Source organism: Streptomyces sp. NPDC032745 (genome assembly GCF_055579465.1).
Window position 1 is genome coordinate 145320 of record NZ_JBVING010000004.1, and the last position, 13569, is coordinate 158888.

At 72.5% G+C, this 13569-nt stretch carries 14 protein-coding genes; 2 read left to right on the plus strand and 12 right to left on the minus strand.

Annotation, left to right across the window (positions count from 1 at the left end; all coding sequences use genetic code 11):
• Nucleotides 1-44 precede the first annotated feature (44 nt).
• Complete coding sequence (locus ACZ5WG_RS11935) at nt 45-1376, plus strand: MFS transporter (RefSeq protein WP_468722492.1); 1332 nt, start codon at nt 45-47, stop codon at nt 1374-1376.
• 34 nt (nt 1377-1410) lie between these two features.
• Here the strand turns inward: ACZ5WG_RS11935 and ACZ5WG_RS11940 are convergent, their stop codons facing one another.
• The 6 genes from ACZ5WG_RS11940 to ACZ5WG_RS11965 all read right to left on the minus strand — a co-directional run bounded on the left by ACZ5WG_RS11940 (nt 1411) and on the right by ACZ5WG_RS11965 (nt 6396).
• The gene (locus ACZ5WG_RS11940) at nt 1411-1767 is read right to left on the minus strand and encodes a cytidine deaminase (protein ID WP_468722494.1); all 357 of its coding nucleotides are present in this window, start codon (nt 1765-1767) and stop codon (nt 1411-1413) included.
• A gap of 186 nt (nt 1768-1953) precedes the next feature.
• A complete protein-coding gene (locus tag ACZ5WG_RS11945) occupies nt 1954-2307 on the minus strand; it encodes an MmcQ/YjbR family DNA-binding protein (RefSeq protein ID WP_468722496.1) in 354 nt (117 codons plus the stop codon).
• Nucleotides 2304-3602, minus strand: coding sequence for a hemolysin family protein (locus ACZ5WG_RS11950; protein ID WP_468722497.1), 1299 nt, complete (start codon nt 3600-3602; stop codon nt 2304-2306). Before ACZ5WG_RS11950 ends, ACZ5WG_RS11945 begins: the two co-directional genes overlap by 4 nt.
• Nucleotides 3599-4096: an rRNA maturation RNase YbeY gene (gene ybeY / locus ACZ5WG_RS11955; protein ID WP_468722499.1), complete on the minus strand. Its 498-nt coding sequence runs from the start codon at nt 4094-4096 to the stop codon at nt 3599-3601. Before ybeY ends, ACZ5WG_RS11950 begins: the two co-directional genes overlap by 4 nt.
• A 13-nt stretch (nt 4097-4109) precedes the next feature.
• On the minus strand, nt 4110-5156 hold the full coding sequence (locus ACZ5WG_RS11960) for a PhoH family protein (protein ID WP_468722500.1): 1047 nt from the start codon (nt 5154-5156) through the stop codon (nt 4110-4112).
• 142 nt (nt 5157-5298) lie between these two features.
• Nucleotides 5299-6396, minus strand: a complete 1098-nt coding sequence (locus tag ACZ5WG_RS11965) for a carbohydrate kinase family protein (protein WP_468722502.1) — start codon at nt 6394-6396, stop codon at nt 5299-5301.
• Nucleotides 6397-6608: 212 nt separating this feature from the next.
• Between ACZ5WG_RS11965 and ACZ5WG_RS11970 the strand changes: the two genes are divergently transcribed.
• A complete protein-coding gene (locus ACZ5WG_RS11970) occupies nt 6609-7928 on the plus strand; it encodes an MFS transporter (protein WP_468722503.1) in 1320 nt (439 codons plus the stop codon).
• Here ACZ5WG_RS11970 and ACZ5WG_RS11975 read toward each other — a convergent pair.
• The 6 genes from ACZ5WG_RS11975 to hrcA form a co-directional block, all read right to left on the minus strand.
• The gene (locus ACZ5WG_RS11975; protein ID WP_468722505.1) at nt 7925-8830 is read right to left on the minus strand and encodes a ribonuclease Z; all 906 of its coding nucleotides are present in this window, start codon (nt 8828-8830) and stop codon (nt 7925-7927) included. The two genes, ACZ5WG_RS11970 and ACZ5WG_RS11975, sit on opposite strands and share 4 nt — an antisense overlap.
• A gap of 3 nt (nt 8831-8833) precedes the next feature.
• Entirely contained in the window at nt 8834-9193 is a 360-nt protein-coding gene (locus ACZ5WG_RS11980) for a histidine triad nucleotide-binding protein (protein WP_468722507.1), read from the minus strand.
• 100 nt (nt 9194-9293) lie between these two features.
• Entirely contained in the window at nt 9294-10040 is a 747-nt protein-coding gene (locus tag ACZ5WG_RS11985; RefSeq protein ID WP_468722509.1) for a 16S rRNA (uracil(1498)-N(3))-methyltransferase, read from the minus strand.
• Nucleotides 10037-11128, minus strand: a complete 1092-nt coding sequence (locus tag ACZ5WG_RS11990) for a nitronate monooxygenase (RefSeq protein ID WP_468722510.1) — start codon at nt 11126-11128, stop codon at nt 10037-10039. The genes ACZ5WG_RS11985 and ACZ5WG_RS11990 overlap by 4 nt, the downstream gene beginning before the upstream one ends.
• A 147-nt stretch (nt 11129-11275) precedes the next feature.
• Nucleotides 11276-12412 carry a molecular chaperone DnaJ gene (dnaJ, locus tag ACZ5WG_RS11995; protein WP_468722512.1) on the minus strand — a complete coding sequence of 379 codons (1137 nt, stop codon included), beginning with the start codon at nt 12410-12412 and terminating at the stop codon, nt 11276-11278.
• Nucleotides 12413-13429 carry a heat-inducible transcriptional repressor HrcA gene (hrcA, locus tag ACZ5WG_RS12000; RefSeq protein WP_030297170.1) on the minus strand — a complete coding sequence of 339 codons (1017 nt, stop codon included), beginning with the start codon at nt 13427-13429 and terminating at the stop codon, nt 12413-12415.
• Between the last annotated feature and the right edge of the window lie 140 nt (nt 13430-13569).

Genomic DNA, 13569 nt, shown 5'->3' on the forward strand with positions numbered 1-13569 from the left:
CAGGCCACTGTCGTATGGGCCCCTCCGGGCCGGAAGCTTTCTGCGTGACGCAGACAGCCCCCAACCCCGCCCCCACCGCCACCCCCACCGCCACCGACCCGGCCCCGGCCGTCCCCGGCCGTATCCACCGCGCATGGTTCGTCGCGGCCGTCGCCTTCGTGACGATCATCGGCGCCGCCGCCTTCGCCTCCCTGCCCGGACTGCTCATCGAGCCGCTGCACGAGGAGTTCGACTGGTCGCGCGGCACGATCGGCCTCGCCGTCTCGGTGAACCTCGCGCTGTACGGGCTCACCGCCCCCTTCGCCGCCTCCCTGATGGACCGCTTCGGCATCCGCAAGGTGGTGGCCCTGGCCCTGCTGGTCATATCCGGCGGCACCGTGGCCACCTTGTGGATGACGGCGTCCTGGCAGCTGGTGCTGTTCTGGGGCGTGCTGGTGGGCCTGGGCAGCGGCTCCATGGCGCTGGCCTTCGCGGCGACGGTGACCAACCGCTGGTTCACCGCCCGGCGCGGGCTCGTCACCGGCATCCTCACCGCGGCCGGGGCCTCCGGTCAGCTGGTCTTCCTGCCGCTGCTGTCCTGGCTGGTGGAGCACCACGGCTGGCGCCCGGCGGCGGTGACGGTCTCGCTGGCGGCCCTGACCGTCGTCCCGTTCGTGTGGCTGCTGCTGCGCGACCACCCGGCGGACATGGGACTCGCGCCGTACGGGGGCACGTACGTGGAGAGGCCCGCCCCGGTGGCGGGCGCGGCGCGGCGGACGGTGGCGGTGCTGTTCAAGGCGGCCCGCACCGGCCCGTTCTGGCTGCTGGCGGGCACCTTCGCGATCTGCGGGGCCTCGACGAACGGGCTGGTCAAGACCCACTTCGTACCGGCTGCGCACGATCACGGCATGCCGGTGACCGCAGCGGCCGGGCTGCTGGCGGTGGTCGGCGTCTTCGACGTGATCGGCACCATCGCTTCCGGCTGGTTCACGGACCGCTTCGAGGCGCGCCGCCTGCTGGCGGTGTACTACGCCCTGCGCGGGATCTCGCTGCTGTTCCTGCCGATGCTGCTGGCGCCGTCCGTGCACCCGCCGATGGTCTTCTTCATCGTGTTCTACGGGCTGGACTGGGTCGCGACCGTCCCACCGACCATCGCGCTCTGCCGCGAGCACTACGGCGAGGACAGCGCGATCGTCTTCGGCTGGGTCCTGGCCTCGCACCAGGTGGGCGCGGCGGCGGTGGCCTTCCTGGGCGGTCTGGCCCGCGACGCCTTCGGCTCGTACGACCTGGTCTGGTACGCGTCGGGCGCGCTGTGCGCGATGGCGGCGCTGATGGCGATGGTGATCCGCCGCCGCCCTGCCGCTGTCGCCGGCGTCGCCGGCGTCGCCGCAGCGTAAGGCGTGGACAGGGTGGCCGCGGGCCCCCGCCGGGTCAGGCGCCTGCCGGGGTGGCGGACTTGAGGATGCCGTCCGGGCCGGCCAGGAGGACCGGGGTGTCCGGGCCGCCGAGGTCGCGGACCGCCGCGCGGTCGGCGTCGGCCACCGCCTCCGCCGAGCTGACCACGGCCGCGGCCTCCAGGGACTCGGCCCCGCTCGCCACCGCCATCGCGACCGCCGTCTGCAGCGCGCTCAGCTTCAGGGACTCGAGCTCCACCGTCACGGCGACGTACGTACGGCCCGTCTCGTCCCGCACCGCCGCACCCTCGGGCACCCCGTTGCGGGCCCGGGCGCTGCGCGCCAGCGTGATGATCTTGCTGTCCTCGGGGTTGATCCCGGTGGTGTCGGTCATGGGCGAAAGCATATGGAGCGTCTGGGCAGCGCCGCACAACGGCCCTGCCCAGACGCCCTCCCCTCCGCCCCCGCGTCCCCCCGGGATCTTGTGCCACGCGGGATCAAACCTAAGCGCTCAATAAGGAAATCCTGCGATCCAAAGGTCACAGAGCGCCGGGACCTTCGTCCCCTCCCCGTTCCGCCCTCACGGCCGGTCGAGCCGCAGCCGCTCCGCCCTCGGCAGGCCCGCGACCACCAGGTCGTACGAGTCCTCGATCAGCTCCCGCACCAGTGCGTCGGGCAGGCCGCCGACCGTCACCGTGTTCCAGTGCCGCTTGTTCATGTGCCAGCCCGGCACGATCGCCTCGTGCTCCTCCCGCAGCCGAACCGCCAGCTCCGGTTCGCACTTGAGGTTGACCTTCAGCGGGCCGGCGTCCAGCGCGGTCAGCGCGAACACCTTCCCCAGCACCTTGAACACCGAGGTCTCGGGCGTGAAGGGGAACTCCTCCACCGCCGCGTTGAAACCCAGGCAGAACGCGCGCAGCTCCGCCGGCGTCATTCGCCCTCCTCGCCCTCGCCCGCCGCCACCGGCTCCACCAACACCGTCACGATCTTGTTCCGCCGACCCGCCGGGGACTCGGCCGTCAGCCGCAACGGCCGCCCGTCCGGCAGCTCCACGACCGCCGAGGCGCCCGCGATCGGCACCCGGCCCAGCGCCTTCGCCAGCAGCCCGCCGACCGTCTCCACGTCCTCGTCGTCGTAGTCCTCGACCTTGAACAGCTCGCCGAGGTCGGTGATGTCGAGCCGCGCCGTCACCCGGTAGCTGTCCTCGCCCAGGTCCTCGACGGGCGCGAGCTCGCGGTCGTACTCGTCGGTGATCTCGCCGACGATCTCCTCGAGGATGTCCTCGATCGTGACGATGCCCGCCGTGCCGCCGTACTCGTCGATGACCACGGCCACGTGGTTGCGCACCTGCTGCATCTCCCGCAGCAGATCGCCCGCGTTCTTGGTGTCCGGTACGAACACCGCCGGCCGCATCGCCGTCGTGACCAGGTCGGCCTCCGCCTCCCGGCTGATGTGGGTCTTGCGGACCAGGTCCTTCAGGTACACGATGCCGACGATGTCGTCCTCGTTCTCCCCGGTCACCGGGATGCGCGAGAAACCCGACCGCAGCGCCAGCGTGGTCGCCTGACGGACCGTCTTGTACCGCTCGATGCAGACCAGGTCGGTGCGCGGCACCATCACCTCGCGCACGAGGGTGTCGCCGAGCTCGAAGACCTGGTGCACCATCCGGCGCTCCTCGTCCTCGATCAGCGACTCCTTCTCCGCGAGGTCGACCATCGCGCGCAGCTCGGCCTCGGAGGCGAACGGCCCCTTGCGGAAGCCCTTTCCGGGCGTGAGCGCGTTGCCGATGAGGATCAGCAGCTGCGGGATGGGCCCCATGACGCGGGCGAGCGGGACCAGGACGTACGAGGCCGCCGTCGCCGTGTTGAGGGGGTGCTGGCGGCCGATGGTGCGCGGGGAGACGCCGACGGCCACGAAGGACACGAGCACCATCACCGCGATCGCGATGAGCAGCGCCTTCCAGTTGTCGCCGAACTCGTCGAGGCAGACGTACGTGACGAGCACACCGGCCGCCATCTCGCAGGTGACCCGCACGAGCAGCGCCACGTTGAGGTAGCGGGTCGGGTCGGCGGCGACCTGCGCGAGCTTCGCGCTGCCGCGCCGACCCTCCCGTACGGCCTGCTCGGCGCGGAAGCTCGAGATCCGGGCGATCCCGGACTCGGCGCACGCCGCGAACCAGGCCACCACCACCAGCAGCACCGCGCCGGTGATCAGCTGCGGGGCGGTCACGAGACGGTCGGGGCCGGGGACGGACCGGTCATGCCGCGCTCACCGCGCCAGCCGTCGACGATGGCCGCCTGGAGGCCGAACATCTCGGCCTTCTCGTCCGGCTCCTCGTGGTCGTACCCGAGCAGGTGCAGCACCCCGTGGACGGTCAGGAGCTGGAGCTCCTCGTCCATGGAGTGCTGCGTCGGGGCGTCCTCGCCCTGCTTCTTGGCGACCTCGGGGCAGAGCACGATGTCGCCGAGGAGCCCCTGCGGGGGCTCCTCGTCGTCCTTCGCCGGCGGACGGAGCTCGTCCATCGGGAAGGACATGACGTCGGTGGGTCCGGGCAGGTCCATCCACTGGATGTGGAGCTGCTCCATGGCGTCCTCGTCGACGACGATGACCGAGAGCTCGGACAGAGGGTGGATCCGCATCCGGGTGAGTGCGTAGCGGGCGATGTCGAGGATCGCCCGCTCGTCGACATCGGTTCCGGACTCGTTGTTGACGTCGATCGACATGGTGCGCTGGGTTCTACTTCCGCTGGTAGCCGTTCCGGGACTGCTGGGCGTCCTGGCTGTCGTCGTACTTCTCGTACGCATCGACGATACGGCCGACCAGCTTGTGCCGGACGACATCCTCGGACGTGAGCCGCGAGAAGTGGATGTCGGGAACCCCTTCGAGGATCTCCTGCACCTGCCGCAGACCGCTCTTTGCACCACCGGGCAGGTCGATCTGCGTGACGTCACCGGTGACGACGATCTTCGAGTCGAAGCCGAGGCGGGTCAGGAACATCTTCATCTGCTCGGCGGTCGTGTTCTGCGCCTCGTCGAGGACGACGAACGCGTCATTGAGGGTGCGGCCGCGCATGTAGGCGAGCGGGGCGACCTCGATCGTGCCCGCCGCCATCAGCCGCGGGATCGAGTCCGGGTCGATCATGTCGTGCAGCGCGTCGTACAGCGGGCGCAGGTACGGGTCGATCTTGTCGAAGAGCGTGCCGGGCAGGAAGCCGAGCCGCTCGCCGGCCTCGACGGCGGGGCGGGTCAGGATGATCCGGCTGACCTGCTTGGACTGCAGGGCCTGGACCGCCTTGGCCATGGCGAGGTAGGTCTTGCCGGTACCGGCGGGGCCGATGCCGAACACGATCGTGTTCTTGTCGATCGCGTCGACGTACCGCTTCTGGTTGAGGGTCTTGGGCCGGATGGTGCGGCCGCGGCTGGAGAGGATGTTCTGGGTGAGCACCTCTGCGGGCGTCTCGTCCGGGCCGTTGCCGTTGCCGCTCGCCTTGAGCATGGCGATCGAGCGTTCCACTGCGTCCTCCGTCATCGGCTGCCCGGTGCGGAGCACCAGCATCATCTCGTCGAACAGGCGCTGGATCAGGGCGACTTCCGTCGCATCGCCGACCGCGCTGACCTGATTGCCCCGAACATGGATGTCGGCCTTCGGGAAGGCCTTCTCGATCACGCGCAACAGGGCGTCACCAGAGCCGAGCACCGCGACCATCGGGTGCCTGGCCGGAACGGTGAAGTGGGCTCGCGCCTGCCCCGGCGCCGGTGTCTGGGCTGTGGGTGTCTGAGTCATGGGCCGGCACTGTGGCCTGCACATACCTCCCGCTGAGGGGCCGCGCCGATCGACGACCTCCGGAGTACCAAGGGTACGACTCCGCCGCGCCATCCCCGAGGGGTTTTCCGGCGCCCCCGGAGCCCTCCCCGAGCCCTGCCCGCTACGCCGGGTGGCGGAAGCCGATGGTCGGGACCGCCCTGCGGCGGGAGGCCGGCTCGGTACCCGGCGGGACCAGCTCGTCCAGGAAGCCGTAGCGCGGCCGCAGGGCCTCGGGGGCCGTGCGCCACCAGTGGGCCACCTCCGGCCAGCCCGGGGCCGACAGCGAGCCGCCGAACTCCTGGACCGACAGGGCCGCCGTCAGGCCCGCGAAGGCCAGCCGGTCCGCCAGCGGCCACCCCGCCAGGGTGCCGGTGACGAAGCCCGCCACGAAGACGTCGCCCGCCCCCGTCGGGTCCAGCGCGTCCACCGTGATCCCGGGGACCTCCGCCTCCTCGCCGGTCCGCCCGTCCACCGCGTACGCGCCCTCCGGGCCCATCGTCACCACCGCGAGCGGCACCTTCTGCGCCAGCGCCCGCGCCGCCGCCCTCGGGCAGTCGGTCCGCGTGTACCGCATGGCCTCACCCGCGTTCGGCAGGAAGGCCTCGCAGTGCTCCAGGTCCGGCAGGTCCCCCAGGTCCCAGCGCCCGCTCTCGTCCCACCCCACGTCCGCGAAGATCCGCGATCCGCGCCGCGCCGCCTCCGCGATCCACGGGTCCGTCCGCCCCGGGCCCAGCGAGGCCACGGCTGCCCGGGTGCGCGGCGGGCACTGCGGGAACGGCCCGGGGGCCGCCGGGGGCGGGGCCTCGTGGCCGTGCGAGACCATCGTGCGCTCGCCCTCGTACGCCATCGAGACCGTGACCGGGCTGTGCCAGCCGGGGATGGTCCGCGACATCGACAGGTCGATGCCCTCGCCCTGCTCGAGCGCGTCCCAGCAGTACTCGCCGTAGTGGTCGTCGCCGAACGCCGCGGCCAGCGAGGTCCGCAGGCCGAGCCGGGCCAGCGCGGTGGCCATGTTGGCCACTCCCCCGGGGCTGGAGCCCATGCCGCGCGCCCAGGACTCCGTACCGCGTACCGGGGCGGAGTCGAGGCCGGTGAAGATGATGTCCAGGAAGACCGTGCCGGTCAGGAACACGTCGCACCACGGTTCCTGCGGGTCCCGCAGCGGACCGAGCGGGTCCACGGCCGGGGTGAGAGTGGTGGTGCTGTCCCGACTGGTCACGGTGTACTCCCCGTTTGATGCGAAGGGTCGTTTCTGCCTGCGGGTAATGCGGCGGAAAGCTGCCAACCCTGCCCTCCCCCGGCAGGCCCAAACACAGTGTGTCGCAGATCACGATCGGGTCGCTCTTCTCCGCATCGTGAACCACTTGATAGACAAAGGCGCCGCGGCTCCGCGGATCCTCTCGCCGCACCTGAGCACCACCGGGAACAGCCGTGTCCGACAACACCTCCGCGCCGCCCGCCGCCTGGCCCCTGGTGGCCCTCTTCACGGCCGGCTACGTCGCCCCGTACCTGCTTCCCACCGTCGTCGGACGGCTCGACGCCCATCTCCCGCTGAGTCCCGCGCAGGCGGGGCTCGTCGGCACGGCGCTGCTGCTCGGCTCCGCCACGGCCGGACTCACCCTGGCCTCCCGCATCCCCCGTCACGGACAGCGCCCGCTGGCCCGGCTCGGACTGCTGCTCGCCGCCCTCGGCTACGGCACGGCGGCCGCGACCACGCTGCTGCCGCTGGTGGTCGCGGGCGTGGTGGTCGGCGGCTTCGGCTCCGGAACCGCCACCGCCGTGGCCGCCTCGGGGATCGCCGGGCAGCGCGATCCGCACCGCACCTCCTCCCTCGGGCTGCTGTCGGTCTCGGCGACCGCGGGGGCCCTGTACCTGACCCTGCCGCGTCTCGGCGGCGGGCACGCGCTGCCGTTCGCGGCCATCGCCCTGGTCGCGGCCCTGGCCTGGCCCGCGACCGGCCGCCTCGGCGGGCCCACCCGCCCGGGCCCCGCCGTACGGGGCTCCGGGCGGCTGCCGTACCCGCGCGCCGGGGCGGTGCTGGCGGGCTGCCTGCTGCTCTGGTCGCTGACCCAGGAGGCCCTGTGGGGCGTCAGCGGCCGGATCGGCGCCGAGCAGGCGGGCCTGCCCGAGGCCACGCTCGGCGCCGTCTTCGCGGTGGCGCTGGGCGCGGGCCTGCTCGGGGTCACGGCCGCCTCCGCGTTCGGGGCCCGGCTGGGGCGGGCGGTCCCGATCGGCGCGGGCACGGCGGCCATCGCCGGCTGCGTGGTGCTGACCGCGTCCGCGGACGGGCTCGCCGGTTTCGCCGCCGGGGAGATCCTGTGGAACGCGGTCTACCCGGTCGTCCTCTCGTACCTGATCGGCCTCGCGGCGGCCCTGGACGCGCGCGGCCGCTGGGCGGTGCTCGCCGGCTCCGCCTCCTCGCTGGGCACGGCATGCGGGCCCGTGGCGGGCAGCCTGCTCGCCGAGGGGTTCGGCTTCCGGGGCATGGGGCTGGTGCTGGGCGCGCTGCTGCTGGTGGTGGCCGGCCCGATGACCGCGGTCGCACTGCGCGCCGGCGGGCGCGGGCCGGGTCCGGCCGAGGAGCCGGTCCGCCGCGGCGGCACCCCGGCCACGGCGGTCCGGCCCGGCCCCGCGACCGGACCGCAGCCGGCGGGCGCGTCCGTCCGCGTACGCCGCACCCCGCGCCGGGTGCTGCTGCTCTCCCCGGCGGCCCGCCGCTCCCGCGACCGGGAGCGCGAGCGGTCCCGCTAGCCTCGCTTGGGCAGGGGGACCCGTACGAGGTCCGCGGCGATCGTCAGTTCGCCCTCGAAGCCGGCCGCGCGGGCCTGGCGTTCGAACTCCTGCGGGTCTCCGTAGCGCTGCGAGAAGTGTGTCAGCACCAGGTGCCGTACGCCCGCGTCGCGCGCGACGCGGGCCGCCTGGCCGGCGGTGAGGTGCCCGTGGTCGGTGGCCAGCGCCTCGTCCTCGTCGAGGAACGTGGACTCGATCACCAGCATGTCGCAGCCCGCGGCGAGCTCGTCCACGCCGGGACACAGCCGGGTGTCCATGACGAAGGCGAAGCTCTGCCCCGGCTTGTGCTCGCTGACGTCGTCGAGCGTGATCCCGCCCAGCTGCCCCTCGCGCTGGATCCGGCCCACGTCGGGCCCCTTGATCCCGTGCTGCGCGAGCAGTCCGGGCACCATCCGGCGCCCGTCGGGCTCGGTGAGCCGGTAGCCGAAGGACTCGACCGGGTGCGAGAGCCTGCGGGCCTCGAGGGTGTACGAGGGCCCCTGGGCCAGCGTCCCGTCCTCGGCCACGGGTTCCTCGCGGAGCGGGACGGTCTCCCGGTAGGCGGTGGCGTAGCGGAGCCGTTCGAAGAACTTCTGCCCGGAGGCCGGGTAGTGCGCGGTGACGGGGTGCGGGACCCTGTCCAGGTTGATGCGCTGGATCACCCCGGCGAGGCCGAGGCTGTGGTCACCGTGGAAGTGGGTGATGCAGATCCGGTTGATGTCGTGCGCGGCCACCCCGGCGCGGAGCATCTGGCGCTGGGTGCCCTCGCCCGGGTCGAAGAGGATGCCCTCGCCGTCCCAGCGCAGGAGGTAGCCGTTGTGGTTGCGGTGGCGGGTGGGCACCTGACTGGCGGTACCCAGCACCACGAACTCTCGTACGGACACGGTCTATCCGGGGGGCCACTGGAGGCCGCGCCCGCCGAGGACGTGCGCGTGCGCGTGGAACACGGTCTGGCCTGCGCCGGCGCCGGTGTTGAACACGATCCGGTAGCCGTGGCCGTCGATCTTCTCCTCGGCGGCGATCTCTCCGGCCACGCGCAGCAGGTCGGCGGCGACGGCCGGCTCGGCGGCGGCGAGCGAGGCGGCGTCCGGGTAGTGCACGCGCGGGATCACGAGGACGTGCGTGGGCGCCTGCGGGTTGATGTCCCGGAAGGCGAACGTCGTCTCGGTCTCCCGGACCACGGTCGCCGGGATGTTCCCCGCGACGATCTTGCAGAACAGGCAGTCCGCCTGCGGTTCCCCGGCCATTGCTCCGCCTTCCGTGACAGTGGCGTTGACGGGCCGTCGACGCCGACGTTGATCAGCTCCGGCATCGTAACCGGCGCCGTCGGCGGCCTCATACGCGTTTTCAGGACCAGCGGCCGGTGCGCGCCAGCAGGACCGCCGTCGCCGCGGTGCCGGCGGTGGAGGTGCGCAGGACCGAGGAGCCCAGGCGGTAGGGGTGGGCGCCGGCTTCCGCGAAGACGGCCAGCTCCTCCGGGGAGACCCCGCCCTCCGGTCCGACGACCAGGACGATGGAGCCCCCGGCCGGGAGCTCGGCCGTGGCCAGGGCCCCCGAGGGCGCGTCCCGGTCCTCGTGGAGGACCATCGCCAGGTCGGCGCCGGCCAGCAGCGCCGCGACCTGCTTCGTGGACATGGCCTCCGCCACCTCGGGGAAGCGGACCCGGCGGGACTGCTTGCCCGCCTCCCGGGCCGTGGCCCGCCACTTGGCCAGGGACTTGGCGCCGCGGTCGCCGCGCCACTGGGTGATGCAGCGCGAGGCCTGCCAGGGGACGATCGCGTCCACGCCGGTCTCGGTCATGGTCTCGACGGCGAGCTCGCCGCGGTCCCCCTTGGGCAGGGCCTGGACGACCGTGATCCGGACGGCCGGCTCCGGCTCCTCCTCGATGGCGTGCAGGTCCGTGACGACCAGCCGGTCCTTGCCCTCGGCGGCCTTGACCACGCCCTCCGTCCAGTGACCGCGCCCGTCGGTGAGGACCACGTCCTCGCCCGGGTTCAGCCGTTTCACGGAGACCGCGTGCCGGCCCTCCGGGCCGTCGAGCACGAACTCCGGCCCCGCGGGGACCTCTTCGACCACGAACACGGGGGCGGTCATGACGTACTCCTCTTCTGCATTGCCTTCAACGCACTCTGGGCCTCGGCCAGTTCGGCCGCCAGCACCTCCACCAGCTCCCCCGCGGGCAGGGCCCGCGCCAGCCGGTGCCCCTGGCCCGCCCACAGGGCCATGCCCTGCGGGTCCCCGGCCGCGGCGGCGGCCTTGCGCAGCCCGGCGGTCATGTGGTGGATCTGCGGGTACGCGGCCGGGGCGTACGGCCCGTGCTCCCGCATGAAGCGGTTCACCAGGCCGCGGGCCGGCCGCCCCGAGAACGCCCTGGTCAGCTCCGTGTGGGCGAACAGGGGGTCCGTCAGCGCCTTCTTGTGCAGCGGGTGCGCCCCCGATTCGGGGCAGGCCAGGAACGCGGTGCCGAGCTGCGCCGCCTCCGCGCCCGCCGCCAGCAGCGCCGCGATCTGCGAGCCGCGCATCAGGCCGCCCGCCGCGATGATCGGGAGGGCCACGGCCTCCCGCACCTGCGCCACCAGCGCGAGCAGGCCCACGCCCGCCGTGCCGTCGGCCTGCGGGTCGTCGCGGTGGGTGCCCTGGTGGCCGCCGGCCTCCACGCCCTGGACGCAGACGGAGTCGGCGCCCGCGGCCTGTGCGGCGCGGGCCTCGTCCACCGAGGTGACGGTGACGACCGAGTACGTGCCCGCCTTGCGCAGGGAGGCGAGGACCACGGGCGTGGGGCAGCCGAAGGTGAACGAGACCACGGGAACGGGGTCTTCGAGGAGGATCGCGAGCTTGGCGTCGTAGCCGTCGTCGCTGGTGCCGATGATGTCCTCGTCGGCCAGGGAGATGTCGTACCAGCTGGCCTCGCCGGCCAGCTGCCCGCGGTACGCCTCCACGGCGGCCGGGTCCACGTAGCCGGTCTGCGGCATGAAGAGGTTCACGCCGAACGGGCGCCGGGTGAGCGCGCGCAGCCGTTTGATCTCCTGGTACATGCCGTCGGCGGTCTTGTAGCCGCCGGCCAGGAAGCCCAGCCCGCCCGCCTCGCACACGGCGGCGGCGAGCGGCGGACAGGAGGCACCGCCCGCCATGGGAGCCTGCACGATCGGGTACGGGGAGAGACCGTTCGGTGCGGAGGACATGCACTGCATCGTGCCATGTCCCGCTCACCGGGCCGAATCACGGCATTCGCCTGGCATAGTCCGCTTCAGCGGGCGCGGCCGGATCAATGCGCCGAGCCCGGTCCGGGGCATCCCCGGACCGGGCTCGTACGCGTGCTCGCGGGCCGGTCAGCGGCCGTTGAAGGCGTCCTTCAGGCGGCTGAACAGGCCCTGCTGACCCGGCGCGAACTGGCCCATGGGCCGCTCCTCGCCGCGCAGCTTGGCGAGCTGGCGCAGCAGCTCCTCCTGCTGGGCGTCCAGCTTGCCCGGGGTGGTGACCTCGACGTGGACGATCAGGTCGCCGCGGCCGCCGCCGCGCAGGTGCGTGACACCGCGCCCGTGCAGCGGGATCGACTGGCCCGACCCGGTGCCGGGGCGGATGTCGATCTCCTCCAGGCCGTCCAGCGTCTCCAGCGGGCACTTGGTGCCGAGGGCCGCGGCCGTCATGGGGATGGTCACCGTGCAGTGCAGGTCGTCCCCGCGCCGCTGGAAGGTCGGGTGCGACAGCTCGTGGATCTCCACGTACAGGTCGCCGGCGGGGCCGCCGCCGGGGCCGACCTCGCCCTCGCCCGCGAGCTGGATCCGGGTGCCGTTCTCGACACCGGCAGGGATCTTGACCGTGAGGCTGCGGCGGGAGCGGACCCGGCCGTCGCCCGCGCACTCGGGGCACGGGGTCGGAACCACGGTGCCGAAGCCCTGGCACTGCGGGCAGGGGCGCGAGGTCATGACCTGGCCCAGGAAGGACCGGGTGACCTGCGACACCTCACCGCGGCCACGGCACATGTCACACGTCTGCGCCGAGGTGCCGGGGGCGGCTCCCTCGCCGGAGCAGGTGGTGCAGACGACGGCCGTGTCGACCTGGATGTCCTTGGTCGTGCCGAAGGCGGCCTCGTCCAGCTCCAGGTCGAGGCGGATCATGGCGTCCTGGCCGCGGCGGGTCCGCGAGCGCGGTCCGCGCTGCGAGGCCTGGCCGAAGAAGGCGTCCATGATGTCGGAGAAGTTGCCGAAGCCACCCGCGCCGAAGCCGCCCGCGCCGCCACCGCCCGAGGAGGACAGCGGGTCGCCGCCGAGGTCGTAGACCTGCTTCTTCTGCGGGTCCGAGAGCACCTCGTAGGCCGCGTTGATCTCCTTGAAGCGCTCCTGCGTCTTCGGATCCGGATTCACGTCCGGGTGGAGTTCGCGCGCGAGGCGGCGGAAGGCCTTCTTGATCTCGTCCTGCGATGCGTCGCGGCGCACGCCGAGAACGGCGTAGTAGTCCGTGGCCACTTACGACTCCGCCAGGATCTGTCCGACGTAACGTGCCACTGCGCGTACCGCTCCCATCGTTCCGGGGTAGTCCATGCGGGTCGGTCCGACCACGCCGAGTTTGGCGACAGTTTCGCCGCCCGAACCGTAGCCGACCGAGACGACGGACGTGGAGTTCAGTCCCTCGTAGGCATTCTCATGCCCGATCCGTACGGCCATTCCCGACTCGTTGGCCTCGCCGAGCAGCTTGAGGAGCACGACCTGCTCCTCCAGCGCCTCGAGCACCGGCCTGATCGTCAGGGGAAAATCGTGTCCGAAGCGCGTGAGATTGGCGGTTCCGCCGATCATCAGCCGCTCCTCGGCCTCCTCTACCAGCGTCTCCAGCAGGGTCGCGAGCACGGTCGACACCGTGCTGCGGTCATCCGGGTCGAACGACTCCGGCAGGTCCTGCACGAGCTGCGGCACGTCCGTGAACCGGCGGCCGACGACCCGGCTGTTGAGCCGCGCCCGCAGATCGGCGAGCGAGGTCTCGCCGAACGGCGTCTGGCAGTCGACGAGCCGCTGCTCGACCCGTCCTGTATCGGTGATCAGCACGAGCATGAGCCGGGCCGGAGCGAGCGACAGCAGTTCGACGTGCCGGACCGTGGACCGGGTCAGGCTCGGGTACTGGACGACGGCGACCTGCCGGGTGAGCTGCGCGAGCAGCCGCACCGTACGGCCGACCACGTCGTCGAGGTCGACGGCCCCGTCGAGGAAGTTCTGGATGGCCCGGCGCTCGGGCGTCGACAGCGGCTTGACCCCCGCCAGCTTGTCGACGAAGAGCCGGTAGCCCTTGTCCGTGGGGATCCGGCCGGCGCTGGTGTGGGGCTGCGCGATGTAGCCCTCCTCCTCCAGCACGGCCATGTCGTTGCGCACGGTGGCGGGCGAGACGCCGAGGCGGTGCCGCTCGGTGAGCGCCTTGGAGCCGACCGGCTCCTCCGTCCCGACGTAGTCCTGGACGATGGCGCGCAGCACTTCGAGTCTGCGTTCGCTGAGCATCGCGCGCACACCTCCAGTTCTGGTCCGTTGTCTTGGTCGTTGCTTGTCGACTGGCACTCTGATCGTTCGAGTGCCAGAGATCCCCCGCTCAGTGTACGGCCGGGTAGTAAGACCCTGGCAAGGGAGGCCCGCCAGGGTAG

Excerpts from the sequence above, each read along its gene's own strand:
- ACZ5WG_RS11945 (WP_468722496.1), bottom strand. The coding sequence starts at position 2,307 with ATGACGCCGGCGGAGCTGCGCGCGTTCTGCCTGGGTTTCAACGCGGCG.
- ACZ5WG_RS11990 (WP_468722510.1), bottom strand. The coding sequence starts at position 11,128 with ATGTCCTCCGCACCGAACGGTCTCTCCCCGTACCCGATCGTGCAGGCT.
- hrcA (WP_030297170.1), bottom strand. The coding sequence starts at position 13,429 with ATGCTCAGCGAACGCAGACTCGAAGTGCTGCGCGCCATCGTCCAGGAC.
- ybeY (WP_468722499.1), bottom strand. The coding sequence starts at position 4,096 with ATGTCGATCGACGTCAACAACGAGTCCGGAACCGATGTCGACGAGCGG.
- ACZ5WG_RS11985 (WP_468722509.1), bottom strand. The coding sequence starts at position 10,040 with ATGACCGCCCCCGTGTTCGTGGTCGAAGAGGTCCCCGCGGGGCCGGAG.
- ACZ5WG_RS11960 (WP_468722500.1), bottom strand. The coding sequence starts at position 5,156 with ATGACTCAGACACCCACAGCCCAGACACCGGCGCCGGGGCAGGCGCGA.
- ACZ5WG_RS11940 (WP_468722494.1), bottom strand. The coding sequence starts at position 1,767 with ATGACCGACACCACCGGGATCAACCCCGAGGACAGCAAGATCATCACG.
- ACZ5WG_RS11980 (WP_468722507.1), bottom strand. The coding sequence starts at position 9,193 with ATGGCCGGGGAACCGCAGGCGGACTGCCTGTTCTGCAAGATCGTCGCG.